Origin of the sequence: Gemmata obscuriglobus, from assembly GCF_008065095.1 — a bacterium.
Taxonomy (GTDB): domain Bacteria; phylum Planctomycetota; class Planctomycetia; order Gemmatales; family Gemmataceae; genus Gemmata; species Gemmata obscuriglobus.
In genome coordinates this window covers 1,682,404-1,706,475 of the sequence record NZ_CP042911.1, presented here as the reverse complement: position 1 = coordinate 1,706,475, position 24,072 = coordinate 1,682,404, and the positions used below count along the sequence as shown (strand labels likewise).

22 protein-coding genes and 2 pseudogenes are annotated in these 24,072 nt (G+C 64.4%); 6 read left to right on the top strand and 18 right to left on the bottom strand.

What is annotated here, in order from left to right; all coding sequences use genetic code 11:
* Window positions 1-6: 6 nt before the first annotated feature.
* Window positions 7-2,058 carry a serine/threonine-protein kinase gene (locus GobsT_RS07105; protein ID WP_010034058.1) on the bottom strand — a complete coding sequence of 684 codons (2,052 nt, stop codon included), beginning with the start codon at window positions 2,056-2,058 and terminating at the stop codon, window positions 7-9.
* Between the two features lie 470 nt (window positions 2,059-2,528).
* Between GobsT_RS07105 and GobsT_RS07100 the strand changes: the two genes are divergently transcribed.
* The gene (locus GobsT_RS07100; RefSeq protein ID WP_010034062.1) at window positions 2,529-3,548 is read left to right on the top strand and encodes a hypothetical protein; all 1,020 of its coding nucleotides are present in this window, start codon (window positions 2,529-2,531) and stop codon (window positions 3,546-3,548) included.
* Between the two features lie 456 nt (window positions 3,549-4,004).
* On the opposite strand, the gene GobsT_RS07095 is transcribed toward GobsT_RS07100, so the two are convergent.
* Window positions 4,005-4,391, bottom strand: a complete 387-nt coding sequence (locus GobsT_RS07095) for a (2Fe-2S) ferredoxin domain-containing protein (protein WP_010034066.1) — start codon at window positions 4,389-4,391, stop codon at window positions 4,005-4,007.
* 184 nt (window positions 4,392-4,575) lie between these two features.
* Window positions 4,576-5,823, bottom strand: a complete 1,248-nt coding sequence (ltrA, locus tag GobsT_RS07090; protein ID WP_010041184.1) for a group II intron reverse transcriptase/maturase — start codon at window positions 5,821-5,823, stop codon at window positions 4,576-4,578.
* Between the two features lie 881 nt (window positions 5,824-6,704).
* On the opposite strand from ltrA, the gene GobsT_RS07085 reads away from it, so the two are divergent.
* Both GobsT_RS07085 and GobsT_RS07080 read left to right on the top strand, forming a co-directional pair.
* On the top strand, window positions 6,705-7,829 hold the full coding sequence (locus GobsT_RS07085) for a tyrosine-type recombinase/integrase (protein ID WP_010034070.1): 1,125 nt from the start codon (window positions 6,705-6,707) through the stop codon (window positions 7,827-7,829).
* A 315-nt stretch (window positions 7,830-8,144) separates the two neighbouring features.
* Entirely contained in the window at window positions 8,145-8,660 is a 516-nt protein-coding gene (locus tag GobsT_RS07080; RefSeq protein WP_010034072.1) for a DUF5675 family protein, read from the top strand.
* A gap of 35 nt (window positions 8,661-8,695) precedes the next feature.
* Here GobsT_RS07080 and GobsT_RS07075 read toward each other — a convergent pair whose 3' ends face one another.
* The 6 genes from GobsT_RS07075 to GobsT_RS07050 form a co-directional block, all read right to left on the bottom strand.
* Complete coding sequence (locus tag GobsT_RS07075) at window positions 8,696-10,594, bottom strand: MotA/TolQ/ExbB proton channel family protein (protein ID WP_010034073.1); 1,899 nt, start codon at window positions 10,592-10,594, stop codon at window positions 8,696-8,698.
* A 174-nt stretch (window positions 10,595-10,768) separates the two neighbouring features.
* Entirely contained in the window at window positions 10,769-11,485 is a 717-nt protein-coding gene (locus GobsT_RS07070; protein ID WP_148087639.1) for a hypothetical protein, read from the bottom strand.
* A 154-nt stretch (window positions 11,486-11,639) separates the two neighbouring features.
* Entirely contained in the window at window positions 11,640-12,170 is a 531-nt protein-coding gene (locus GobsT_RS07065) for a hypothetical protein (RefSeq protein ID WP_109571232.1), read from the bottom strand.
* Complete coding sequence (locus GobsT_RS07060) at window positions 12,167-12,976, bottom strand: hypothetical protein (RefSeq protein ID WP_148087638.1); 810 nt, start codon at window positions 12,974-12,976, stop codon at window positions 12,167-12,169. The genes GobsT_RS07065 and GobsT_RS07060 overlap by 4 nt, the downstream gene beginning before the upstream one ends.
* Window positions 12,977-13,042: 66 nt before the next feature.
* On the bottom strand, window positions 13,043-14,389 hold the full coding sequence (locus GobsT_RS07055; RefSeq protein WP_010034082.1) for a hypothetical protein: 1,347 nt from the start codon (window positions 14,387-14,389) through the stop codon (window positions 13,043-13,045).
* A gap of 23 nt (window positions 14,390-14,412) precedes the next feature.
* The gene (locus GobsT_RS07050) at window positions 14,413-15,135 is read right to left on the bottom strand and encodes a hypothetical protein (RefSeq protein WP_148087637.1); all 723 of its coding nucleotides are present in this window, start codon (window positions 15,133-15,135) and stop codon (window positions 14,413-14,415) included.
* A gap of 217 nt (window positions 15,136-15,352) precedes the next feature.
* Between GobsT_RS07050 and GobsT_RS40965 the strand changes: the two are divergent.
* Together GobsT_RS40965 and GobsT_RS40960 are read left to right on the top strand one after the other, a co-directional pair.
* Window positions 15,353-15,994 (top strand): annotated as a pseudogene (locus GobsT_RS40965) (ISAs1 family transposase); the annotation flags it as partial.
* A pseudogene (locus tag GobsT_RS40960) lies at window positions 15,942-16,442 on the top strand (ISAs1 family transposase); the annotation flags it as partial. The pseudogenes GobsT_RS40965 and GobsT_RS40960, both read left to right, overlap by 53 nt.
* Window positions 16,443-17,251: 809 nt before the next feature.
* Here GobsT_RS40960 and GobsT_RS07030 read toward each other — a convergent pair.
* The 9 genes from GobsT_RS07030 to GobsT_RS06995 all read right to left on the bottom strand — a co-directional run bounded on the left by GobsT_RS07030 (window position 17,252) and on the right by GobsT_RS06995 (window position 23,150).
* Window positions 17,252-17,524: a helix-turn-helix domain-containing protein gene (locus GobsT_RS07030; RefSeq protein ID WP_010034095.1), complete on the bottom strand. Its 273-nt coding sequence runs from the start codon at window positions 17,522-17,524 to the stop codon at window positions 17,252-17,254.
* Between the two features lie 44 nt (window positions 17,525-17,568).
* Window positions 17,569-17,748, bottom strand: coding sequence for a hypothetical protein (locus GobsT_RS37575; protein WP_010034098.1), 180 nt, complete (start codon window positions 17,746-17,748; stop codon window positions 17,569-17,571).
* Window positions 17,749-17,754: 6 nt separating this feature from the next.
* Window positions 17,755-17,943: a hypothetical protein gene (locus tag GobsT_RS07025; protein WP_010034102.1), complete on the bottom strand. Its 189-nt coding sequence runs from the start codon at window positions 17,941-17,943 to the stop codon at window positions 17,755-17,757.
* Window positions 17,943-18,803: a hypothetical protein gene (locus tag GobsT_RS07020; protein WP_010034105.1), complete on the bottom strand. Its 861-nt coding sequence runs from the start codon at window positions 18,801-18,803 to the stop codon at window positions 17,943-17,945. Before GobsT_RS07020 ends, GobsT_RS07025 begins: the two co-directional genes overlap by 1 nt.
* On the bottom strand, window positions 18,800-19,741 hold the full coding sequence (locus GobsT_RS07015) for a hypothetical protein (protein ID WP_010034107.1): 942 nt from the start codon (window positions 19,739-19,741) through the stop codon (window positions 18,800-18,802). Before GobsT_RS07015 ends, GobsT_RS07020 begins: the two co-directional genes overlap by 4 nt.
* Before the next feature lie 81 nt (window positions 19,742-19,822).
* Window positions 19,823-20,269 carry a hypothetical protein gene (locus tag GobsT_RS07010; RefSeq protein ID WP_010034109.1) on the bottom strand — a complete coding sequence of 149 codons (447 nt, stop codon included), beginning with the start codon at window positions 20,267-20,269 and terminating at the stop codon, window positions 19,823-19,825.
* A 72-nt stretch (window positions 20,270-20,341) separates the two neighbouring features.
* The gene (locus GobsT_RS07005) at window positions 20,342-21,925 is read right to left on the bottom strand and encodes a type IV secretory system conjugative DNA transfer family protein (protein ID WP_010034118.1); all 1,584 of its coding nucleotides are present in this window, start codon (window positions 21,923-21,925) and stop codon (window positions 20,342-20,344) included.
* Window positions 21,926-21,963: 38 nt separating this feature from the next.
* Window positions 21,964-22,791, bottom strand: a complete 828-nt coding sequence (locus GobsT_RS07000; RefSeq protein ID WP_081471425.1) for a ParB/RepB/Spo0J family partition protein — start codon at window positions 22,789-22,791, stop codon at window positions 21,964-21,966.
* Window positions 22,792-22,958: 167 nt separating this feature from the next.
* The gene (locus GobsT_RS06995; RefSeq protein ID WP_010034124.1) at window positions 22,959-23,150 is read right to left on the bottom strand and encodes a hypothetical protein; all 192 of its coding nucleotides are present in this window, start codon (window positions 23,148-23,150) and stop codon (window positions 22,959-22,961) included.
* Window positions 23,151-23,432: 282 nt separating this feature from the next.
* Here GobsT_RS06995 and GobsT_RS06990 point away from each other — a divergent pair, with 282 nt between their 5' ends.
* The gene (locus GobsT_RS06990; RefSeq protein WP_010034127.1) at window positions 23,433-24,050 is read left to right on the top strand and encodes an RNA polymerase sigma factor; all 618 of its coding nucleotides are present in this window, start codon (window positions 23,433-23,435) and stop codon (window positions 24,048-24,050) included.
* The last annotated feature ends 22 nt before the right edge of the window (window positions 24,051-24,072 follow it).

The following is a 24,072-nucleotide window of genomic DNA, read 5'->3' as shown; positions in this document are numbered from 1 at the left end:
AACAGTTTACACCAACTGGCACGCGGGCCGGCGCTTCTGAAACTCGACCCGCACGTCGATGGTGTCGGCCCGCGGGGGCAGCGCGAGCCGTTTCAGCTTCCGCATCCTCGCGAGGTACGGGATCACGGTCGGCGAAACGTAAGCGGTGTTCGCCAGCCCGACGGCTTCCAGGTCAGGAAAGCGTGTCAGCAATAGTGTTACGCCCGAATCGGTGACCTGGGTGTCGGCGAGCCCCACGGCCTTCAGCCCGCGCAGGCTCGCGAGGTGCATCAGCCCGGCGTCTGTGACGCGAACGCAGCCCGACAGGTCGACGGCTTCGAGCCCCGGCAAACCGGCAAGCGCCTTAAGTTTGACAAGTTCGGCGTCGCCGGTTGTGTCGGGATTGAGGGAAAGGCGGTACACTTCCCCGGGCTTCGCGACCACCTCACCGGGTAGTTTTGCGCCACCCGGCGTCCACTGAGCGTCCAGTCCGTTGGTAGCCCGGGAGAACCATTGCCCGCGCAGCGGGATCAGCCACTTCTCGGGTTCGGCCGGCACCGCCTGCGCGACGATCGACACCGGCGCCGAGCCGCCTTCGAGCCCCGACGGGGTCGGGAGCGCCGCCCCTCGCCCCTCTCGCGAGGGTGCGGACGGCACCGCAGGCTTCACTGCCGACGAGCCGCCCGCCCGTTTCGGTTCCGCGGGCACCTTCTCATCCTTCGCCGCTGGGACAGGGGCCGAAACAGGGACCGGAGCGGGCGGACTACCCACCCGGGCCGGTTCGGAGACCGGGCTCTTCCCGCCGCGCAACTTGCCCAACCGCTCCGCCAGCTCGGCCGCGTCCTTCGGCCGCCCGGTCGGCTCGGTGTCCACGCAGTCGCCCACGATCTCGATCAGTTCATCGGACACGTTGCGGCGTTTGAGTTCGCGCTCGAACCGCGTCCCGGGCGCCTCGGCGAGTTTGCCCGTTAGCATTTGGAACGCGATCACCCCGAGCGCGTGAACGTCGTCGCGCGGGTCCGGTTTCGCGCCGCGGGCCTGCTGGGGGCTGGCGTACAGCGGCGTGTACGACCCGCGCAGCGACGTTTCGAGCCAGCCGGTCATCATCGACAGGCCGGCCGGGTTCGTTCGCAGGTAATCGACCGCCACCCCGCCGATGCCGAAATCGGTGATCCGAAGGCGCACGTCGGCGGCAGAGCCGCTCGGCCGCGCGTCGACGTGAAATAGGATGTTCGCCGGCTTCAGGTCGCGGTGAACGATCGCGGGGCTGAGCCGGTGAAACGCGCCCACCGCGCCGGCCAGTTGCCCGATCGCGAGCGCCGTCGCCGCTTCCCGTTCCGCCTCCGGGAGCGCCTGCCACCGGTGGATGAGGTCGATCAGGCTCCCGCCGCCCACGTACTCGTACATCAGCCACGGGGCCTCGCCGTCGAGTACCGCATCGAGGAGCGGGACGACGTTCGGGTGCGGCCCCTGCTCCATCACGCGGGCGATCACCCGGCCCTCGTGCGAGGTGAGTTTCGCGCGCACCTTCGCGTCGGTACAGAACTTCACCGCCCGCGGCTGCGGGAGGAAGCCGTGCCGCGCCAGCCACACCTCGCCGAACCCGCCGGCGCCGAGCAACTCTTCGAGCTTCCACCCCGGGCGCCCGGGGAGGTCCGCGCCGGGCCGGAAGTGCGGCACCCGCATCGGGAGGAGCTTCGCCAGGTCCTCGGGCTCCCCGATCGCGAAGTCCGGCGGGACCGTCTGCCCGGTCGGGTCGTCGGCGCGCTTCAGCGACTGCCGCACCGCCCCCGGCAGTTGGGTCAGGTACAGTTCGAGGGTGAGCCGGTCCTCGATCGAGCCCTCGTTCACCACCTGCCGCGCGACCTGTTCGGCGACCTTCTTGGCCTCGTCGGCGCTGCTGGCGGCGGCCTTCGCGATCTCCTCCCGGAACGCCTCGGCCTTCTTCCGCTCGCAGTACAGCGCATACGCCTGCTGGGCGACCTTGGCCACGTACTGCCCGCCGGGGACCAGTTCGGCCAGCCCATGCACCCCGTGCTCCTTGACCGCTAGCGCCACGCACTCGAAGACGGCGAACATGGGCCTGCTCCGCTCGGAAGTTTGGGGCCAACGGTCAGGAAGTCGCAACACGCAACAACGGACTCGGTCATTTTGCCGACTGTGTTCGCCACCTGTCTGCGTCAGTAGGCGAGTGCAACGAAACCAGAAAACCAGACCCGGACGCGGCACGGACGAGTAGAGCGATTGTGACCTCTCCGTCGGTCGTGGCGAATGATCTGTGGCCGGAGTACCGCCCGCACAGGAACGCAGACGCACGAACGGAAGAGGCGACGGCGAAGGTGCGTGAGTTGCTCGCGGATCGCGCCCGATGGCGTGCCCGGATCGCTGTATTTGCGGCCGTTGTCGCTCAGGTTACCATTAACCTGGCGAGCATCGCCAGCATTCTCCCGTCGCCGGCGCGCCACACCCTGGCGACCCGGGTACTGCGTGCGTGGTGAGGTTATTATCCGGGAGCGTTTCCTGTTCGTTGCTGCAACACCGAGGCCGCCATGAGTGGGCAGGCCGGGGGGCGAGGTTATCTGGTTCAGGCGTTGATCTCCGTGCTCGACGCACCGGCGAACGACCACGACTGGTCCTCCCTGGCGTTGGAGCCGGACGTGTCTTCCGACACGGTCGACATCCTCTGGGAGTATCCGGGTCGCCGGAAGGTCGTGCAAGTCAAGTCGTCCCAGAACCAGATCAGCGTCCCCGATACGAAGAGCTGGGCTGAGGATCTCGAAAGGTCGATAGCCGCCGACGAGTACGAGATCCGCCCTATTGGGCCGGCGTCGCAAGGCGTAATCGACTTGGGGGCGCACGGGCGGGTGCAGGTTCCCGCCCCGCACAATCTGGATCTCGGCGGGCTCATCCACCAGGCCGCCCACCAGTTGGATCACTACTTCCAGGCCCGCCAACTCGGCATCCGCTCACCGCCGATGCGAGAGATCGTCGTGAATGCCCTGGTCGCCCGCCTGTCCGCGTTTGCGACGACGGGAACGCCGGTCCGACGGGAGGCGTTCGACGGTCTCCTCCTCACCTGGATCGGGAAGGCGGTCGATGTCGGCCTTCTTCCGTCTCACGTCCCGACCATGCAGCCGCCGGCCTTTGAGCCCACGCCCGAGGAGGTGGAGTTCCTGACCCGCCTGATCGACTCGCGGACCAAAATGCTCCTCTTTGTTCGGGTCGGGTTGGAGGCGGGCTTCGCAGTCTTGATCGACATGACCGAAATCACGAGCTCACGGGATGGGGACGCCGCCATACCGTACATTGAGGGCGTTCAGCACCTGGAGCGGCATGGACTGCTGGTGAACCCCACCCGCGATGGGCAGGTGTGCCACCCGTCATCAGAAGGACGGGCTTTGGCGAAGAAGCTCAGGGGAAAATGCGCTTGCTGCAAAGGGTCGATGGTGAACGTCGGGAAGACCCGTCTCAGCCGCCGGTCTGGGAGTGCCGCGACAGCCTATGTTTGGGCTCGAAACGGCACCGGGATGCCGTCTTTCCGAAGTGCTGCAAGCGGCCCGTCGAGATAACAGACGGCGGGGTCGGGTATAGATTTTCTGTGCGGGGACGGCCACGCGTTTACGACGACACCCACAAGCGACGCGAAAAAGTCTTGGCCGGACGGTTCCTCGGTCTCACACGGTCTGTTGTGCCGACTCTGACGACGTGTGTTGTTGCATCATCCACGCGGACTTGGGCCTGGGCACGCAAAAAGAGAAGAACCGCTACACGCCGGAACTCGTCCGCGAGCGGCGACGCCTGCCGGTCTGACCCTATTACCGTTCGGACGGCGCTGAACGGCGACGGGGTGTGCGCCTTCGAGAGCAGCCCGATCCGGTTTCCTTGCACCCTCGACTTTTCAAAACCACTTATTCAATCGCCTCCCGTAACCCATAATCGCGGACGTGCGATCCAGGTTGTGAGGGAGGGGAGTGGTTCTCCGGAACAACGCCACCGGACCGAAATCGCAGTTCCGTCGGCCCGTGTCACCCGACCTCGCCCTCTTCGCTCGCCCCGAACCGCTCGAACCGGAGGCCGTCGAACCCGGCCGACAGCGGGGCGACACGCCCCGTGTGGTGGCACTCCCGTGCCCAGGCAATCAGGGCCTCGTACACGGCGTCCCCGGCCAGTCCGCCGAACCAGTTGTTCCCGCCCGGGGTGATGACCAGGGCGACGTTGGCCAGGTCGCACGGCCCCAGGCACCCGGAGACGGTGAGCTGCACCGAGCGGTTCAGCTTCTCGCCCTTCCACACGTCCTTGAGCCGCCCGACGGGCACCTCGGGCCGACCGCGGTCCGTGCGCCCGCAGCAGCACCCCTGGCAGACCACCAGTTGGGCGAGCGGCCGGCGGTTCGTGACGGGCAGATCGATCATGGCCACTCCGTCGAACTCACGGTTGGGCAGCGACAACTCGGCATCAGTTGGTTGTCTTCAAAGTGGTCGTGTCGATCTGATTTGATGGGAATCGAGCGGCGTGAAGGGTCATCGATCGGGTAGGAGGCGGGATTGCCCCGCCGTCCTCCCACACCACCGGACGTACTTACGTATCCGGCGGTTCCTAACGTGTTTGCAACTTCTCGTACCGACCGACGAGATTCACCAATCCGAGCGTCTCCCACCAACTGGATGGCATCGCCTGGTTCGCCACCGGCGTCCCCGACTTCCGCCACCAGCCCTTCCCCGACAACGCGGTACACCACGCCTGACGCAGCGACACGCCCTGCCGAGCGAAGAAATCTACCATCGGCTTCACTCGCTTGCACTGCTTCAACCGCACGCACCGCAGCTTCCGGCGAACCCAGCCGTCCAGCTCGGTCAGGTGATTTTTCATCGCCGCGTGGCGAAAATACGTCACCCAGCCGGTCAGAAACGAGTTGAGTTCCCTGACCATCCGCTCGAGGCCGATGCCCCGATTCCGACGGGTGATCGCCCGGATGCGGTCCTTGGCCCGCTCCAGACTCGCCGGCGCGATCCCCAACCGCCCGTCGCTCAGGAGGCGATAGCCGAGGAACTTCCGCTCCTCGACCCGTGCCACCGCACTCTTCTCACGATTGACGCGCAACTTGAGTTTCGCCTCCAGGAACGTCACGACCGACGCCATCACCCGACGACCGGCCGCCTCCGACCGCACGTAAATGTTGCAGTCATCCGCGTACCGGCAGAAGGTGTGGCCCCGGCGCTCCAGTTCCTGGTCCAGGTCGTCCAACAGCAGATTCGCCAGCAGCGGCGACAGCGGACCCCCTTGCGGCGTCCCCTCGTGACGTGCGACACACACACCGTCTTGCATCAGCCCCGCTTCCAGGAAGCGACGCACGATCCGCAACAAGCGCGTGTCCGACACACGACGCGCCAGCCGGGCCATCAGGATGTCGTGGTTCACCCGGTCGAAAAACTTCTCCAGGTCCACGTCCACCACAATCGCTCGACCATCCGCCACGTACTCCTTCGCCTTCAACAGCGCCTGGTGAGCGCTCTTGCCGGGACGGAAGCCGTAGCTGGATTCCGAAAAGGTCGGGTCCAACAAACGCGTCAGCACTTGCAGAATCGCCTGCTGAACCAGACGATCCACCACCGTCGGAATCCCTAACTGCCGCTCGCCTCCGCCCGGCTTCGGGATCAAAACCCCACGCACCGGACTCGGACGATACGACCCGTCGAGCAGACTCGACAGCAGTTCCTGCTTGTGCTCGGCGATCCAGCGGAGCGAGTCCTCGACGGTCATCCCGTCGATTCCCGGTGCCCCTTTGTTCGCCTTCACCCGAGAGTAAGCTTGGTTGAGATTGCCTCGCTGGCACACCTCCTCCATCAGACGATCCGTCAAGGCGCGTGACGGCTCCAACGCCGCAGACGCTTGTGACTCCTCGACCACACCCGCTCCGGTTCCGCCTTCGCCGGTTGTGTCGTGGCGCCGGTCGGCCTCCGAGCCCTCGAAGAGGGTCCGTTGGTCCGGCCGGCCTTGCGGTCGCTTCACGCCCATCGAGTCGGCTCCGGCTGCTCCTTGGCACATTAAGTTCGGCCCTTCGTTCGTCCTTACGAGGTGTGGGTGCCTCCCCCGTGGATCGCTCCACCGGACGGACGAGTTACTACGGCCTCGGCTGACTTCTCCCGAACCATCCCCCCACCGTTACCGGTCGCGGTGCGAAGATCGCCTTCGCGGATCGGGAGATCTCCCAGGGTAAGTTGCGTTGCTTCGTCGAGCGACCGCCGGATTTACCCGCGTGTGCGTCCGAGTGAGATTGGGCTTCGCGGTCCGTTGCCCGCTGACCCCGCCACGCCGGCCTGATATCCGGTTCCTGTTCGTCGGCTCCCGACTGGGGGCTTCGGCTTCCTTCAGATTCCGCCTCGCGACGGGCACCCTTGCCTCGCCTTGCGGTTCCGCTCACCACGGCCCGCGGAGGACTTCCACCTCCTCATACGCAACATGCCTGGCACACAACGAAAACGCCCCGGTGACAACCGGGGCGTTGGGTTTGGTGCACTCTGCTCTGCACCCTTCACGAAACCCTTTGTTTTCCAGTATGCCCGACAGGAGTTGAACCTGTAACCTTCGGCTCCGGAGGCCGCGGTTCAGGGAGTCAATCGCTGGAAAATGAGTCTTTTTCGCACATTGATGATTGGTACAGCCCCCATAATTCGGTACGATCCGCATGGGTTTAGTACGGGTTTGGTACACTCCCAGGGGGCACCATGGCACGCCCGGCAAAGGTTTGGTACAGGTCCGACATCGGCTGGTGGATGATCACCCTCGGGGGCGAGAAGACCCGCCTCGTGCAAGGGCCGAACGACGACCACCACCGGCACCTCGCGGAAGAGAAATACATTGAGCTGCGGAAACTCCGCCGCACCGCTCCGGAAGCGGTGGGGAGTCGAACCGCCGACGTGATCGAGGCGTTCCTCCATCACAGCCGCGTCCACTTCGCTGCCGACACCCACCGCCTGAACAAGTATTACTGCCAGCTCTTCGCCGAGGCGTGCGGCGAAGTGCTCGCCCGCGAGCTGAAGCCATACCACATCGACCGCTGGATCGACCCCAAGGTCGAGGCGGAGGAATGGGGCGAGACAACCGTCTACAACGCGCGGAAGGCCGCAGGGAGGGTGTTCTCGTGGGCAGCAGAACGGAAACTTCTGCCCGAGAACCCGATCGATGGGATGAAGAACCCGAAGCCGCGGCCCCGACAGCGGGCGATCACCGACGTCGAGTTTTGGAAGATGCACGAGAACGCTGGCGGACCGTTGAAGGATTTGCTGCTCGCTCTCTACCTTACCGGCGCGCGGCCGAAGGAGGTGCGGGAACTGACATGGGATCAGGTTCAAGAGGACCGCTGGGTGTTGATAGAGCACAAGACCGGGAAGAAGTCGGGCAAGCCGCGCGTGATCTACCTAACCGGGCCGTTGAAGGAGATCACCGGCCGGCTCCGAGGGAACGGGCACACGCATGTTTTCCTGAACACCGAAGGCCTGCCGTGGACGATGAACGCCCTTCGGCTGCAGGTATGGCGAATCAAGAGGAAGTTGGAACTGCCCAAGGACGTGTGTGCCTATTTGTGCCGCCACGGATTTGGAACCCGGGCGATTCTCGCGGGCGTTGATGGCCAGACATTGGCGGAACTGATGGGGCACACGTCGCAGGAGATGATTTCCAAGGTGTACGTGCACCTCGCGGATCAGCACCAGCACCTGAAAGATGCGGTGAACAGGATCAACGGGGTTTCCGTGCCTTTGCAAGCTGTGGAGGGTTCAACTCGGAAAAGGGCAAAGCCGGTGAACCCAAAGAAGCCGGGACCAAAGCCAGAGGATGTACCCCAACTTTGAGCGACGTCAAACGCGAAATAGCCTCACGCCGAAGCCACAACCCGCAAAGGGCGGACGCGACTGCGATAAGATCGGTCGCTTAACTCTTTATTTACCAGCGGGAGCACGCCGACCGCGATTGCGTTGCAACCGCCGCGTCGTTTTCAATGCGTGATAATTTACACATATAGAATACCAATAGAAATTCCAATAATTGTGGTGTATTAAAAATTTAAGAGTGTATATAAAGCAATCAATTAAGAGTCGCCCGTCTTCACTCTTCCCGCCCGCGCCGTATGATCGCTTTCAGCTACCACCTCAAGTCAGGGGGCCATCATGGGCAAGTGCTCGCTCTCCGCGTGGGTCATCCTCTTTGCTGCTTCCGCAGCCCCGGCCGCCGACCCGTTCAAGGTGGTGGTGACGAGGGGCGAGACCAAGGACGGACTCATCGTCGGAAAGCTCTCCGTGAACGGTGAGGCGGTGGGTACGGTTTACGAGCGGGCTGACAAGCACGTCCCGGCCGGCACCTACAAGGCTCACCTTCGATACGAGTCCGGCAAAAACCACGTTCAGGGGCCGGGCGGCGTCCTGAGCAAAAAGGGCGACTTCCTGATCGAACTGGACACGTTCACTGCCGGCGGGAAGAAGTGGGAGTTCATTCAGTTCCACGCCGGAAACAAACCGGACCACTCGGACGGGTGTATCCTCTGCGGCCCGGCCACGACAGACGAAAAGACGAAAGAGAAGATCGCCCCCGAGACGCTGAAGAAGTTCCGGCTGAAGTTTTACGGGGCCGACAAGCCGAACTCCACGCCCGAGCGGGAGATTACAGTCGAGTTCAAAGGGCCGTAACTCGCGACTGGTGGTGACCGGAAGTCCTCGGCCAGTCACTCGCGTTGTTTGGCATACTTGGACAAATTGGCCCACTGTGCTTTTATCTGTGACTCAACCGCCAAAGCTGCGGCAGAGTCCTTCCCGAAGTAGATCGTCAAACTGCCTAACGTGATGGTAATACCGACCACAATCGCGATTGCGTCGGCAGAGTAACGCCGACGCAACGGCCTTATCTCACGCAATCGAAGTACCACCGGTTGCTGCGGCCGGCGCGGTGCAGACGGGTTCGGTGCGGCGGTGACCGCCGTGGCGGGTTGCAGGTGGAGCGGCTGTAATGAGGCATGGGGCGGCGCCGAAACTTGGTTCGGGTCGATGAGCGAGTTCAGCGTCCGCTCGGCTGCACGTTGGATGAGTTCCTCCTCGCTCTTCTGAATCGAGCCAATCATGAACATTGTAACGATGCTAAGTATCAGCGCCACAAACGTAGTATCAAATGCTGTGCCGAGCTTTCCCGCGATAGCTTGAATGGCGGACTGTTGCTGTAGCGGGTTGGTAGAGAGCACGTCGCCTGTGCCGAGAAGCGCGTCTCCAATGCCAATGACCGTGCCGACAAACCCGATCGAGGGGATGAGCCAGACCAAGAACCGGAACAGCCACTGACGGCTACCGGCTCGCTCCAAGAAGAGCGACACGCGAGTCTGGACGAAGGCCGGCACACCTTCGGCGCGCATATTCGCCGCGATCAGCCCGCAGTAGCCACTGTACGCGATCTCAAGCGGGATGCAGGCAATCACGCTGTCTCTGCCTTGGCCCTCGCGGTACTTCTGCCGCAATGCTTCGAGGCTGCGGACTCGCGCTTCGACATGATCGTGATCAACCGTAGTGTCGTCCGTCGGGAACAGCTCACCGCTCTCGAGGTAGTCGCGCTGGTTCTCCACGACACGCCATTGGGCGAAGTAAATGACGACCGCCGCCCAGAACGCAACGACCGTCAGGAACTGGATGACGCCGAGAACATCGCTACCTTGAAGCCGGCGCGGCCAAGCCGTTCGCTGCTCCAGCGTTTCGTATTCACGGTCAGTCCGCAACCCTTGCTCACTGCCGCCTGATGGCAATTCCTTTCCCAGTTTCCTGAGAATCACTTGTTGAATGAACGTCTCGACCTCTTGCACCTTCGCCCGATCCTTGAGAACGATGTTCACCAGGTTCGGCCGGCCTCGGACATCAGCCTTCATCTGATCGACGAAGCGCGACGCTAACTCGCCGGCCGAGTGGTTGACCGCACAGGGTTGTAGCGCCGCGAACCAGTACGTTGGCCGGTCGAGCACGACGAAAGCTTCCTTCACCGCGGACGGCTGCTCCTTGCCGTCGATGACGGGAAAATACCGGGCAACGATTTTGAACTGTAACCCCACCTCTACTGCCTTAATCTCCAAGACGTACACCAGAGGCATTTCCACCTTGGCGTTCGGCTTTGGCTTGTCGCCATCGGCGGCCCCTGCCGGCGGCCCATCACCGCTCCGCCAAACAACGGCAAAAGACGGGCCGTCGGGCTGTGGCAACCCCACTTCCGAGCCCACCTTATGCCACTGCTCCTTCCCTTCGCGAGCACTGGTCAGTTGAGTGTGTCCCACCACACGGTACGGTTGCATAACCGCCAACTTCTGCAACTCTTCCCTGCCCTCTTTGGTGAGCGTCGGAGATAGCACCGATCGACTCAGGACTGTGGCTGACGCCGGTTCGGCGAACGATTTTAGGTCTGACGGCGGATAACCGATAGCTCGTGCGTAGCATTCTAGTTTGTCCGCTGGGGAAAACGATTTGAAACTGCGGATGTCTGAATAGAGTGTCGAATTGAAGATCAGCCCCAGAGCGAAAAACGTGAGCCAGGCGAGGCTCCAACTGACAACGCACAAGATCAATAGCCCGAGCAGGCTGCCCCCGGTCAGCATTCTGACCACCCGGTTTGGTGGAGGCGGGGGCTGAAGATTGGATTCTGGGGGCGTAGTGGGACGACGCTTCAGTTTGCCGACGATTTGCGACCAACGCTCGCGAAGACTTTTGCGAGTCGGCTCGCCAGTTGGGTCCTCCCCGCCACCGGACTGCGCAACTCCGCTTGACATAGGTTAGTCTCCGAAGAACCACACATCCGGATCGGACGGGTAGCTGTAAGGGTGTGAGTGCCACACATCTGGCGAGGTGACTGCGAGCGCGGCGACGGCATCCATGCCCGCCACCGCTGGGTCCACTCCTCCGAGCGTCCTGACCCAACCAGGAAGTCCGCAGCGCGCAATAAGGTGCGATCGGGTCGGGCGCAGTGCACCCGACCGCCACTCGGCAATCCTGTACTCCCTCGCCGTGGCGAACGCTACCCCCTCCCTGCCCAATCCGATCCAGCGGGCCGAGTGCGTCTCGGCCGCCACGAGAGTGAGTAGCGGTTGCAGGGCTTCGGAGGCGATGCCGTCCTCGAACACGTCTAGGTCGTATGGCAGAGAAAGCAGCGGGGAGGCCACACGAGCGGTTAATACCGAACGCGTGTCTTTCTGAAAGATGAAAAAGGCATCTGCCGCCTGCGACTCACGGTACCCGATCTGCTTCCCGCCTTGGCCGAATTTGGACACCACATCGAGAAACGAAGCGTACTTGTGGGCCGGCCTCAATTCTCCCGGATAAGTGTTGTTCAGCATGTCTTTCCAGAACTGCTGGCTTGTGACGGGGTCGATCCGCTGACAGTCGGAGCGCGGCCCCCACTCTAGCCAGACCTGATCGTTCGCGTCGCTCAGGTAGACCCGAAAGTCAGACATGCTCGAATAGTAGCCGAGTTGCTTGGCCTTGGGGTCCAAGTACCCGTTCAGTGTCGTGAAACGCTGGGCAAGTTGTGAACTACTTGTGGTTGGGGGCTGGGCCGTGGTAACGGTGAATGGACCGACGACAGTCGCCCCGGCGAGGACGACGCCAGTGAAGGTCAATGTCCGCCTCCAACGCCTCATCACGCTCTCATTCCCATCGGAAACTGTAGGTATCTGACTCGACCCCCTCAAGCGTGAAACTTCGGTGGGCCGCCTCACCCGGTTTCAACTGCACCTTGTCCTTGGTCGATGCACCTTTCCCGTACCGTTCGACTTCCACGTCGATCCCTTGGCGGGGGGCGTCAGCGTAGTCGTGGATGTATACACCCACGCGGTGGGTGCGGTCGAATCGCTCTCCGGTCAGCACGACGGTATACTCGTTCGCGCCGAGATCTTGTGGGATGATGCTCAACTTCACTCCCCCCACAGCCAGCGGCGGCTCTCCCGCGCTCAGCCGGCAGCCGACATCGCCGAGTTCGACGTAAACGCCGAGCTTCGGAGGTGCGCTGCCCGTGTGCGGCACGACGCGAACACGAATTAGGGTTGTCTCGCCCTTCACCCTACCCTGAGACATTTTCGAGGCGGCGAAAACGAGGCAGAGCAGGATCACAGCCCCCAGACCACAGGAGAGTAGGTCGAGGAACGAGGTGCTGAAGACAGTGATCTCTCGGGTTCTCATGGCCACCCCACCTGCTTCACCGGGTCAGTACCCGGCTCTGCATCGGGATCTAGAATGATCGATATCGAAAATGTGCCGTTCGGCGATTTTACGAACTGGTACGTGTAAATGTCCCTGTTGAATGACACGGCTGAGTTTGTTGTGTATATAGACACGCTCACTCTAGTTGGCAATGTGTATATAACTTCTTCTCGACCTGCGTAGGTATGCGACACCCACCCTCTACCGTTTGGAGCTGGACCGCCTACGAAGTTGAGATTGTCATCAAAGTGATGCGCAGAAGATGCGGAGATCAAACCCCGATGGACAGAGTAGGTGACAGCCCTCGGCGAGTTCCAATCGCGGATGGATATTGATGTCTGCCGCCGTCCGGTAGGCATGTGGTCCGTGAGCCTGCAGACCACACCTCCAGACGCGCGGCCGGGAAACGTCAGCTTTGGCGCGTCCAGCGGGTCTCGCCAAAAGTTGCTTGTCACGTCGGCCCCGTCCAGGTTCGAAGCCCCCCCCACCCTCGGCACAGCCTCGCTCTCCAACCCCACGAACGTCGGAGCCGAACCTACCGTATACTCGAACGGCTTGGCGCTATCGCCGCTTGGTCGAATCGCGAGGAGTGGTTTGCCGTCCAAGGTCCAGACCTCACGGTGGGCCACAATTGGAATGTCGCCGTAATCGACTCTGAACGAGACCGACGCAAATGCGGCCGCGTCGCGTGGCTCAATCCGCAGCCTACTCAAGAAGATGATGAGCAGGATGATCACCGCCCCCATCCCGCACGACAGCAGGTCAAGGAAAGACGTCGAGAACACGTTTATCTCGCGAGGCCGTCCCATGTGGCAGTCTACTCTGAGGTGCGCGGGCCGGTCGTTCACCGGTCAGCGTTCAGGCAAGTCCTTGGCACTGATTGGCCGCATTGTCATCTTGCCGCGGCCTTCCTCACGCACCTCGATCATCCAGTATGTCTTCGAGCCTTTTGGCGACTCGACATAGACCCGACGGATGCCGTCACCATCGGTCATAGCGATGACCACTCCCACCCCAGTCTTGAGTTTCTCGACCCCGCTATCGTCCACCTGCATGAAGAAGTCCCAGGCCGAGCCGCCTGCTTTCCGGCGTGAAAGTTCTTTGCCTTGCAGCAGCAGTTCGTAGTCACCACCGCCGCCATCCACATTGCCGCTGTTCTTTGCGGGCTGCGGTTTCTCGTCCGGTTTCGGGTTCTCAACTTTTTGCGGCGTGGTCGTGGGCGGCGGGCTTGTAGACGGCGGGTTGGGCGGATCGGGATAGTCACCCTTGTCGCCATCCTTATCCCCGTCTTTGGTGCCGTCTTTGGTGCCGTCCTTGGTTCCATCCTTGGTGCCGTCTTTGTCGCCACTACCAGGCCCTTCACCACCACCCGACGGTATGGCGTTCGCCAGTGTCATTAGCGCGAAGGCGAGTTCAGGATTCCCGCTCGCGAAAGCGATGAGGGCTGCCGCGTTTAGCAGGTTCTTCAGGAGCGTGAGTACGAGGCGGGTGGTTTCGTTCTTCTTTCGCTCAGCCTCGAGCTTTTTCTCGACCTCCTGTTTCTCTTGTTCGAGCTTTTTGAGCCGCTCCTCCTCCTCCGGCGTACGGTCTTTCTTTTTCTTTAGCTCCTTGATTTGTTTTTCTTGCTCTTGTCGCTGCTTGCCGAGCTGTTCGATCAGCTTTCTCGATTTCTCCTCTTCCGCTTTGAGTTCGTCTATCGTCTTCTTCAACGCGTCCTGCGCGTCTTTTGACTCCAACGACTTTATCGGGTTCTTGGCGATCTCATCAGCCTTCCTTATCGCGTCGTCGAGCTTCTTGCGTGCGTCTGAGTCTTCCACCTCGGCGGTGTGTTTTTTGGCGGTGTCAGTGTCGTCCTTGATCTGCTTGCTCTCATCCTCGGTCAGGCCGTTGCCGCCCTTGTCCATCATCTGCTTCCTGACCTGTGCCGGCACAAGTTGCCTTTCGACCTGCTTGCGGAGGTCGTCGATCTGCTTCGTCTGCGCCCGCACCGAGTCCAGCAAGACGCGGTTGGTATCTGCCTGTGAGCTGGCCTGTTTGCGGAGCGTTTCGACCGTCCCGCTCATCCACTGTTGGACCTCGCGGTCGTACTGTTCTCGGGTTGTTGCGGCGCGTTTCGCTTCGTCCCGCGAAGTCCAGGACCACACGCCGAGCGCCACGACGCCGGCCAGCAGCAGGAGAGTCAGGGCGTTCTTCTTCATCTGTCGGCCTCACAGGCGTGTAATCAGTGCGGGGGCAACCGGAATGCGGCAACCGTGAAAAGATTCGCCGCGACTCCGGCCAGGTACATCACCAAATGCCACATGCAACGCGAGTAGGTGACCTCCCCGACTACCTCTGCGAACACTTTCGAGTTCCACTTTGGTGCGGCTTGGATTCCTTCGACTGCATTCCGGACGGCAGCGTCCACTCGTCTGAGTTCATCCCTACTCTCGGGGCTGAACGAGTGCTCCCGTGAGGCGTTAATGTAGTACGGTATCACCGCCCCTAAGTTACCTAGCTTGACAGAAAGCAGAGCGTTGTACAGCCAGTCTCCGACCGGATTGCCTTTGCGAGTCGAGCCGTCGAAATAACCGAGGACGGAGGCCCGCCCCACGTGCGTCGGAACGACGAGTTCGAAAACTCCCAGCGCGATTAAGGTCACGAGGCACACGGCGACACTGGTTCCCAGTGTCGCCGTTTGGATAAGCAACTCGCTGCCCGAAACATGTGTCAGCAAGTCACCCCGGGACAACGCTGCGCTCAGGCCGGCAGTAAGCAGGCCGACCAGCAAGAACCTGGCAGACAATCGCCCCACAACGTCTTGGCGCAGCGGCCATAGGAGGTCGCGTTCGACCAGTTCTCTCAATGGCTTGTTACTGGGGATGGCCTCGACCGCCGACGGCACGAACCAGTCGTGCAGGAAGAACGATTCGACCGCTACCAGAGCGTGACGCAGCGAGCGCAACGATACCTCCCGGAAGTGGTAATCTGGCATGGAAACGAGCAGCCCCCAGACCGAGCTTCGGCCAACGAGGCAGAACGGATCACTCGGAAAAGTGAATCTCCATGTAGTAATGTTGTACCCGATCAACCCGGTAGCCGCAAGAAGCGTGTTGAGGAGGTCGCGTCGCGGCCAGGGCCGTTCCTTATTTCATCTTGGCGCGAGCGGGTTTGTTAGATAGATGGGGAACTCCTTCGGCCCGAGGTGCTCGATGCCCGCGCGCTCGCTGTATGAGGAGTTGTCAACGATCCCGGACCCGCGCGGGTTGCAGGGCCTGATTCACCCGCTGCCGGCGGTGCTCGGGTTGGTCACGTTGGCCCTGCTGATGGGGCGCACGAGCCTCCAGGGGATCGCTCGGTTCGGGCGCCAGCACGGGTTCCCGCTGGCTCACGCGCTCGGGTTCCGACGCGGCAAGACCCCGGCCGCGTCGACCCTGTCCCGGACCCTGCGCCGGTTCGATCCCCAGCAACTCGAAGCGGCCCTGACCCGATGGCTCGACGGGCGCGTCGGCCCCGTGGCCCGGACGCACATCGCTTTGGACGGCAAGACGTTGCGCGGCAGCCGGGACGGCCAAGTGCCGGGCCAGCACCTGGTGGCCGCGTACGCCCCGGCGGCCCACGCGGTGCTGGCCCAGGTGCGGGTGGACGCCAAGACCAACGAGCACAAGGCGGCCCTCGCGCTGCTGGGCATCCTACCGGTAGCCGGGTCGGTACTCACCGGGGACGCGATGTTCTGCCAGCGGGACGTGGCCGCGGCGGTGATCGCCGGCGGTGCGGATTACGTGCTGGTGGCCAAGGACAACCAACCGGGGCTGGTGGCCAGCATCGAGGCCGGGCTCGGGTTCGAGGACGCCGCCCGAGGGATCGCGGCGGCTACTTCCCCCCGAGCCGGTCCCAACGCCCGAGCAACTGGGGCGCCAGGCGACAACGGTGGACAAGGGGCACGGGCGGATCGAGAAGCGGACCCTGCGGGCCACCCCGATCGTGACCGCCCACGACCGGTGGAAGGGGCTCAAGCAGGGGTTCCGGATGACCCGCACCCGGACCACGAACGGCGCGACCACGGTGGAGGTGGTGCACGGGATCACCAGCTTACCGCCCGAGCGGGCCGACGCACGAGCACTTCTGGATTGGGTTCGATCGCACTGGCACATCGAGAACCAACTCCATTACGTGCGGGATGTGACCCTGCGCGAGGATGCGTGCCGGGTCCGCAAGGGGGCCGCGCCGCAGGTGCTCGCCGCGCTCCGCAACGCCGCCATCCACCTGCTGGGTAACGTTCCGGCACGCAGCACACCCGAAGCACTCGAATGGCTCCAGTTACACCCCGAGTACGCACACAAACTTATCGGCATCCCTCAAAGTGAATAACGGAACGGCCCTGGCGTCGCGGCTTGCAATGTCTCTCGCTCTATCGAGTGAGAGATTCGCGGTGCGGTTTCGCCATAACTGATGGGCAGAACGAGTCATGAGCGCGCCTCGTTTCACGTCCGAGGAACGGGACGAGCTCCGGGAACGGGCACTCCGGGTCCAGAGCCACATGATCCCAACAGTCCCCGCGGTGCCCTCGGATCCGCAGTACTTCTCCTTCCGGTCCACGAACGACTACTTCTCATCGAATTAGACCTTGTTGGTCCGAGGGGGAAAGAGCCACGAACTCATGGTGGTGGCGGGCCTGTTCACCGGCCGCTCAGGTGTGTCAAGTGACGGTGTCCCGACGCACCCCGGCCGACCGGGCAGTCTTCCGTGTTCCGATCCTTTCGGCCACATGGCTCAGCACCGTGACCACCTTCGGAGCCGACAACCGGCCCGTACAGCAGGGGTCCATACGCTCGGAGAACCGCGCCCGGCATGTGGAACAGCGGAGCAGGCGGGGCCCGTTTAGCACATATCGTGCCGGGATCGTCAGGCTTCCGAAGCCCGGGCACTCCGGATTCAAACAGCAGGAGCAGGATCGGCTTAGGCCCTCCACGAACGATCTAAATAAGCATATTTAAAATAACTACGATATTATGAGATATTTTTGACGTGTATCAAGCATATTTTGTAATCTTAATTTATTAAATTTAATACATATAATATCAACCCCGCCTCCATGCCTTCGCAAGCCGCTGAGAGTTCAACTCGGAAAAGGGCAAAGCCGGTGAACCCGAAGAAGCCGGGGCGGAAGCCGAAGGACCCGACACCTTGAACGCGGCCATCATCCCGTCCAGGTCCTCGACGCGGATGCGGATCGTGCCCCGCTTCCCCTTCCGGCCGAGGCGCATGTGCGGCAGCGTGCCGTCGGCACACCAAGCATAAATCAGCGACTCCGACACGGCGGCCCGTTCCGCCGCCTCGCGCACGGTAAGCACGTCACGCTCCCCAAAAGTAGGGGCCGTCCGTAGCCCCGGTGCGATTACTTTTGCCAAACACTCGCCGCCGTGCGCCGCAACCGCTCCTCCCGGTCGTAGTGGCGCCACCAGCGCAGCCGGTAGCGGTCGACCCGCCACCGGAGCTGCTGCCCGTGCACGAACGCGGAGACGAAGACCAGTGCCATGACCGACAGGAACAGCCAACATCCTTCAATGATGTCCATAACCCCTCAGTTGTCGGACGGTTCGTAAACCCACCCGCGTACCCCGTCCCGGTACGCGGCCAGGGCGGCCTCGAAGCACGCCTTCAGCCGTTCAAACTGCTCGCTCGGCGTCAGCGCATTGAGGCGCGGCAGCACACAGTTGAGACAGTACGCCGCGCTCGCGGCGCACACGTCCTCGGTCAGGCTCTCGTTCATTACGCCCCCTGTTGGGGCGGGTGCTTGGGGCCGAGGACGGCCACCGCGGCGCGCACGACCTCCCCGCTCGGGAGCCCGTACTTGCACACCAGCCCGATCGCCGCCAGGAGCACGACCCCGAGCACGACCAGCGCGACGTTCAGCAGCGTGAACACCCCGCCGAGCACCGGTTTGACCACCGAGTCTCCGGCCACCGCGGCGAGATCGCGGGTCCCGCTGAGGAACGGCTCGGGATCGGCCAGGAACGCCGTAAGCGCCGCCCCGCCGGCCAGCGTGGCCTTGTTACGCCACAGGAACTCGACGGCCGAATCCCCGTGCTTGGCGACCACCCCGAGCACCTCCGGGTGCCGGGCGGCGCCCGCCGCCAGCTCACCGTTCAGGAGCATCGCCACCCGCCGCCCGTTTTGCGGGGTGACCGCTCCGAGGGCGCGCACCGCGTGCGCCCCGCCGCTTTCGATCAGCGGCTCGGCCACCCCCGGGTGCCGCACTAGCACCGACGCGGCCTCGTCCCCGTGCTGCAGGAACTGCTTCATGGACGTGGGGCGGGAGAGCACCCGCGCGGCCCCCTCCTCACCGTGCGCGGCGAGCACCCGAAGGGCTTTGGCACCGTTCGGGCCGGCCGCCTCCACGAGCGCGACGCCTTCCGGGCCCCCCCGGCGGAGCGCGACGAGCGCCTCGTCCCCGTGTCGGGCCGCCAGGGCCTCGATCCTCCCGGCCAGGTGCGGCACGCTTCGCCCGGCCGTCCCGCCGCGGGCGACCAACAGTTCGGCCACCTCCTGTATCGCCTTCGCGCGTCCCTGCGCGAGCCCCGTCCCGGGCACGAGCGCCAGAGCGATCAGCGTTCCGAATAGCGCTTTCACTTGTCGCCCCCTTTCAGGTACTCGTAAACCGCCGCCCGCCGCACCTGCGACCGGCTCTCGTGCAACTGCTGCAGCCGCACCCGCAGCGTGCCCGTCTTCTCCCACGGGAGGAAGCTGTGTTCCTGAAGCAGGGCCGTCTGCACCTTATTCAGTGACGCCTCCACGCGGTTCTGCACCTCGCCCGCCGCGTCGTACCCGAGCGCCTCCAGCACCAGCCCGACGATGTAGTCGGCGATGATCCCCACGACCGCCCCGACGCCCAGCGTGGCGGCCGTCGAGCTCCCCATCACGGTCAGGCTGATCCCCATTTGCGTGGCGGCCGCGGTGAGCGCCTGCGAGGCGACCCTCGACACCACCTCCCCGGCCACCAACCGGGCCACGTCCAGGCCCAGATCGGTCTGGAGGTCGGTCGCTACCGCCGTCAACAGCCGCTGGTACTCCTGGGCGAAGGCCTCGTCGGTGCCCAGGTGCGGCAACCCCGCCCCGCCCGTCGCCAGGTCCGCCCGGAGCCGCACCAGCATCTCGGCCTCGATCCCCTCGATGTCCAGCAGGTACCCGCGCACCGCGCCCTCGATGGCGGCCCGCAGCTCGTCCGAGCTGAACACGTGCCGGGTGAACGCGTCGGTCACGTACTCCTTATGCGACCGTCCGTCGAACAGTCCCACCAGCGCGTTCCATTTGCCGCGCATCGACAGGGCGTCTTCGGCGAACGGCTTGGCCCCTTTGCGCCCCTTGGCGAGGACTTCGGACACCGACCGCAGTCGCGGCTCGATAGCCGCCTCGCACTTCTCATCGGCCTCGCGCAGGCAGGCCCGGACCTGGCGCTTCTGCGGGGTGAAGAACTCCAGATACACGCCGACGGCCATGCCCAACATTGCGGCCAGCAGTGCGCCGCCGAAGGCCGTGCTCAGCCAGTGGCTTTGCTTCCCACTACTCATGACTCATCTCGCTCGGGTGAAAGGGACAGATCCCTCAGTGAACGAATCAGCGCGGGGGCGGGAACGCCCCCGCGGCTCGGCTCACAGCTCCAACTCGTTGTCGCATTCCGGCTCCATGCCCCGCGCGGCCTTGGCTTCGCGTGCCAGGGCCCGCAGCTCGTCCATGCCCATGGGTTTCTCCGGGCTCACAAGGGGCTGGGCGATCCCTTCGGAGGTGATGCCTTCAGGAGCGTTCGCTTCGGTAGCGATGCCCTCGAAAGTGAGTCCCTCGGGAGCAACCCCCTCAGGGGTCAACCCCTTGGCGTCCTCCGGTCCGGGCGCCGAGCGCTGGTACATCACGTAGGCACTGCCGCTGAACAGCGCGGCCGCCGCCTCACTGCGTCCATGGTCAAAGGCCGGTTGGGCCACGTCCCACGCCTTCCCGAGAAACTGCCTCGTCGGCTCCAGCTTTTCCAGGACCTGCCCCAGAGCCTGTTTCACCGGAGCCACCTCGTCCCGGATCTTGTCCAGGACTTCCTTCGCACCCATCACACACCTCCGTTCGGCCCGCGCGGCTCGGGCCATCTTGCCGCGGGGACGTCCCGCGGCACCGCGGGCGGACTACCGGGCGGCCAGCACCGCCGCGGCAACGACCAGGGCAGCGACGAGGAGCGCGATCACCGGCCCCCGCCACGGCCGTAGGATCCTTCGGTAATGTCGATCAGCGTAATACTGGATCCGTCGTGCGAGGATCGGGCCCGGCAGCCCCGCCACGAACGCGATAAGCAGGTCCACGGGCAGCCGGAGCACCTCGTCCGGGTAGAGCAGCGGGCGACCCAGCACGGACGTGTTCTCCGAACCGCCCCAGGTGGTGCTCCCCGCCCCGTCCTGGGGGTCGGTCCGGCTCCAGTTGTCCGCGTAGGAGCTGACCGCCTGCGTGAAGTTGCCGAGGCTCTTGGAGATCCGTTCCGCGGTCTCGAGGCTCGCGGCCCCGAGGTAGATGTGGGCCGAGGTGTTGTCGAAGATGAGCGTCGGTTTCTCCGGGAAAGCGGCCTGAACCTGCGCACACGATTGATAGGCCAGCAGTAACCGCAACCCCGAAGACCGGCCGCGCACAAGGGCCTCCTCAAGGGCCGGGAGCGCGCCCAGGGCGCTGGCCTCATCGAGCAGCATGAGGCACTCGCCGTCCGCGCCGCCGCGGATGCGCATCAGCGTCGAGGTCCAAAGCCTCAGCAGCCCCTGTTGCGCGGCGAGCTGGCTCTCGGGGATCGTCAGGTACAGCGTGCCCCCCGCGCGCAAGAACTCACGCGGGTCGATGTCGCTGGCCGCCACCGAGGCGGCGACCGCCGGGCTGGCGAGGAAGTCCAGGTGCCGCAGAGCGGTGGAGACCACCCCAGTCCCTTCTTTGGTGAGAGTTCCCCCGCGATCGAACAAGCTCCCCAGGGCCGCGCCCTGGCTGCCCGGAAAGCCTCCCATCGCGCGGAGCGCCTCGGCGGCGGAGCGGAGCAGCTCCGGATCGCAGATGGTCTCGTAGACGCTGTTCAGGTTCCGGCTGTCAGCGGGGAACTTGATCGCGACCAAGGTCAGGACCGCGGCCACCAGCTGCGTGGCCTTCCCGTCCCAGTGGGGATCCACGGCCTTCACACTCGCGACCACGAGACCGCAGGCCATGCTCCGCACGTTGTCGATCAGCAGCGGGTCGCCCGGGGGGATGGTGTCGAGCGGGTTCCACCGCGCCCCGGTCCCGAACGGGTTGAGCCGGGCCACCGGACCGAGCCTACGGCGCCGGCGGGCGGTGATCTGGTACAGGTCGCCCTTGGTGTCGAACACGACCACGGAGCCGCGGCGGTACTCCAGCAGGATCGGTAGGATGAGACCGATCCCCTTGCCGCTGCCCGTTCCACCTATAATTAACGTATGTACGTATATTGTATTTCTTAGTAGTCTTCCGGCTTGTGATCGTCCGATCACGAGCCCCCGCCGGCCGTAAAGGCCCCAGCGCCGGAGCTCACGTTCGGTCATCCATGCCGCGGTCCCGTGGGCGGTGCGGGACAGCCGGCGGCGGCCGAAATAGGCGACCACGAGCAGGAACAGCATGATCACGAGGACCGCCAGGTTGGCCTCATCCGAACCCGCGCCGGTGGCCATGGGTATCGGGACCGGCGGCGGGTCGGGCGGTCCAAAAGCGTAGGGGTGCAACGACATTTATGGGTCTCCAAAAAGGGTCGGGGTGGCTCGCGGGGTTACACCTCCGCCGTCGCGCCGAACCGCCGGGCGACCGTCTCGGCGACCACCGCAGCATCGAGGTTGAGCTTGCTGAGCCGTTCGATCTCGGTGGCCAGCTCGCGGGCCCAAGTTTTGACCTTCTCCAGTCCGGCGGCCGTTTTCTCCAGCACCGTGCCGACAGGTGCGGTCCCGGGTTTTCGGCCCTTTGGCTGGCCCTTCAGGAGCCCTTTCACAGCGACCTCCAGGGCGTCGCGCGAGAGGCCCGCCGCAGCCAGTTCCTTCTGCTTGTCGGGGTTGCCAACCCGCGCGATGTGGTACGCCGACGAACCCCTCAGCAAGCCCGTCCGGACTGCGCCCTGGAGCTCTGGGCAGAGCCGCTTCAGGGTGAGCGTCTTGGTGACGCTGCTCTCGCTAACGTGGACCGCCTCGGCCAGTTGCTTGGCGGTCCAGTTGTTCTCCCGGATGAGCGCCTGGTATGCCTCGCACCGGTCGATCTCGCTGAACCCGCGGCGCTGCTCGTTCTCAATCAACTGGTCGACGAGCAGTTCGGTCCGAGTAGGCATCCCGTCCAGGACGATGGCCGAGAGGGACTGCATGCCGACCAGCCGTGCGGCCAGCAGGCGGCGGTGGCCCGAAATCACCGTGTACCGGTCGTCCTCGCGCTTCACGACACGGATCGGCTGCTTCTGCCCGTCCTGGACCATGGACGTGCCGAGGTCGAGGAGCTCGGCCTTCTCGGCCGGCGTCAACTGGTCGAGCTTGCGCGGGTTGTCTTCGTGCGGGAGCAGCAGGGCAACGGCGATTAGCACGATCATTCGTGTCTGGCAGGAAGGTGTTTCGCTCATATGGGGCCTCCGGGCAAACAAGGGGATCGGCCCGCGCCACGTGGTGCGGGCGGAATCCTGAGGAAGCAGGTCATAACAGGCGGTTAGATCTGTCAGAACCGATTGCGGAACTAGGCGCGGGGGGCGCGGACAATTCCTCGAACGACCGGCGCGGGGCAAGCCGCGTGTCAGTTTTGTGCCCGGCCACCGGTCACTCCCGCGGGATGCGCCCGTGTGTCTCGTCCGGGTGCGCCGGCGTCGTTCGGCTCGTTGGCGTCGCGGCCGCCGTCGTCCAGCCACCGGCCCAGCGCGGGTGCGTCGGCCGCGCCCGCCGACCAACCGGCTCGGTCGCCAGCCCCGGTGTCGTGTGCAACCGTCATGTGGGAACCTCTGGAGGCTGGGTGCGGGGACGAGCGCCCCCGCGAATCACTATCAGACCATGGCGCTCGACGCCGGCTCGTTGGGCGAAACGAGCGCCACGGGGCCAAGCGGCCCGAACCGGCGAAAAAGCGCCAACGGCCGTCCGTGCCGCGCCATTGATTGAGGAAAGCCCGACGCCCGTCCGCTGGCACGACGCCCACATGGGGCGGGCGTGCGACCACGGGACAACGCCGGGGCGGGTCGTGACATGAGTACCCGTCGCCACTCGCGGAGGGGTTTCGGTGGGCACGCCGGCAATCAACGAACTGCTCGAGCGGGCGCGGCGCGACGACCGAGACGCGCTGAACGGGCTCGTCACGCGGCTGTACGGGATCGTATGGGACTGGTTCCGGGTGCTGTCGGGGGACCCGCACCGCTCGTCGGACCTGACGCAGGAGGTGTTCGCGGTGTTCTGCCGCCGCGGCCCCTACCGCACCGCGCGCGACGTCCCGGCGCTCGTGGCGTGGCTGCGAGAGGCGACGCGGCGCACCTGGCTCGGGGACGCGCGGTCGCGGCGCCGCGACCGGGGGCCGGACGGCGGGGGGCGACTCGTTGAGGTGCCCGCCCCGGAACCCGAACCGCCCGACGTGGCCGAGCGGAACGAGAACGTCGCCGTCCTGCGTCTGTGCCTGGCGGAGCTGAGCGCCGAACTGCGGGAGGTGCTCGTCCTGTCGGCGATCCGGGGGCTCGCGTTCCGGACGATCGCCGAACAACTGGGGACCACCGAGGAGACGGCGCGGTGGCGGGCGTGGAAGGCGCGGGCCCGCCTCGTCGAACTCCTGGACGGGATGAAGCCGGGACTGGCCGAACGGGTCGGTCGCCCAAAGGCCCCGGATCGCGACACGTGGCCCGGAGCGTGAAGGCGGTCACTCCAAGAACCGA

What these genes read in the sequence shown, in the direction of transcription:
- GobsT_RS07105 (WP_010034058.1), bottom strand. Translation starts at nt 2,058, where the DNA reads ATGTTCGCCGTCTTCGAGTGCGTGGCGCTAGCGGTCAAGGAGCACGGG.
- GobsT_RS07100 (WP_010034062.1), top strand. Translation starts at nt 2,529, where the DNA reads ATGAGTGGGCAGGCCGGGGGGCGAGGTTATCTGGTTCAGGCGTTGATC.
- GobsT_RS07095 (WP_010034066.1), bottom strand. Translation starts at nt 4,391, where the DNA reads ATGATCGATCTGCCCGTCACGAACCGCCGGCCGCTCGCCCAACTGGTG.
- ltrA (WP_010041184.1), bottom strand. Translation starts at nt 5,823, where the DNA reads ATGGAGGAGGTGTGCCAGCGAGGCAATCTCAACCAAGCTTACTCTCGG.
- GobsT_RS07085 (WP_010034070.1), top strand. Translation starts at nt 6,705, where the DNA reads ATGGCACGCCCGGCAAAGGTTTGGTACAGGTCCGACATCGGCTGGTGG.
- GobsT_RS07080 (WP_010034072.1), top strand. Translation starts at nt 8,145, where the DNA reads ATGGGCAAGTGCTCGCTCTCCGCGTGGGTCATCCTCTTTGCTGCTTCC.
- GobsT_RS07075 (WP_010034073.1), bottom strand. Translation starts at nt 10,594, where the DNA reads ATGCTGACCGGGGGCAGCCTGCTCGGGCTATTGATCTTGTGCGTTGTC.
- GobsT_RS07065 (WP_109571232.1), bottom strand. Translation starts at nt 12,170, where the DNA reads ATGAGAACCCGAGAGATCACTGTCTTCAGCACCTCGTTCCTCGACCTA.
- GobsT_RS07055 (WP_010034082.1), bottom strand. Translation starts at nt 14,389, where the DNA reads ATGAAGAAGAACGCCCTGACTCTCCTGCTGCTGGCCGGCGTCGTGGCG.
- GobsT_RS37575 (WP_010034098.1), bottom strand. Translation starts at nt 17,748, where the DNA reads ATGGACATCATTGAAGGATGTTGGCTGTTCCTGTCGGTCATGGCACTG.
- GobsT_RS07025 (WP_010034102.1), bottom strand. Translation starts at nt 17,943, where the DNA reads ATGAACGAGAGCCTGACCGAGGACGTGTGCGCCGCGAGCGCGGCGTAC.
- GobsT_RS07015 (WP_010034107.1), bottom strand. Translation starts at nt 19,741, where the DNA reads ATGAGTAGTGGGAAGCAAAGCCACTGGCTGAGCACGGCCTTCGGCGGC.
- GobsT_RS07010 (WP_010034109.1), bottom strand. Translation starts at nt 20,269, where the DNA reads ATGGGTGCGAAGGAAGTCCTGGACAAGATCCGGGACGAGGTGGCTCCG.
- GobsT_RS07005 (WP_010034118.1), bottom strand. Translation starts at nt 21,925, where the DNA reads ATGTCGTTGCACCCCTACGCTTTTGGACCGCCCGACCCGCCGCCGGTC.
- GobsT_RS07000 (WP_081471425.1), bottom strand. Translation starts at nt 22,791, where the DNA reads ATGAGCGAAACACCTTCCTGCCAGACACGAATGATCGTGCTAATCGCC.
- GobsT_RS06995 (WP_010034124.1), bottom strand. Translation starts at nt 23,150, where the DNA reads ATGACGGTTGCACACGACACCGGGGCTGGCGACCGAGCCGGTTGGTCG.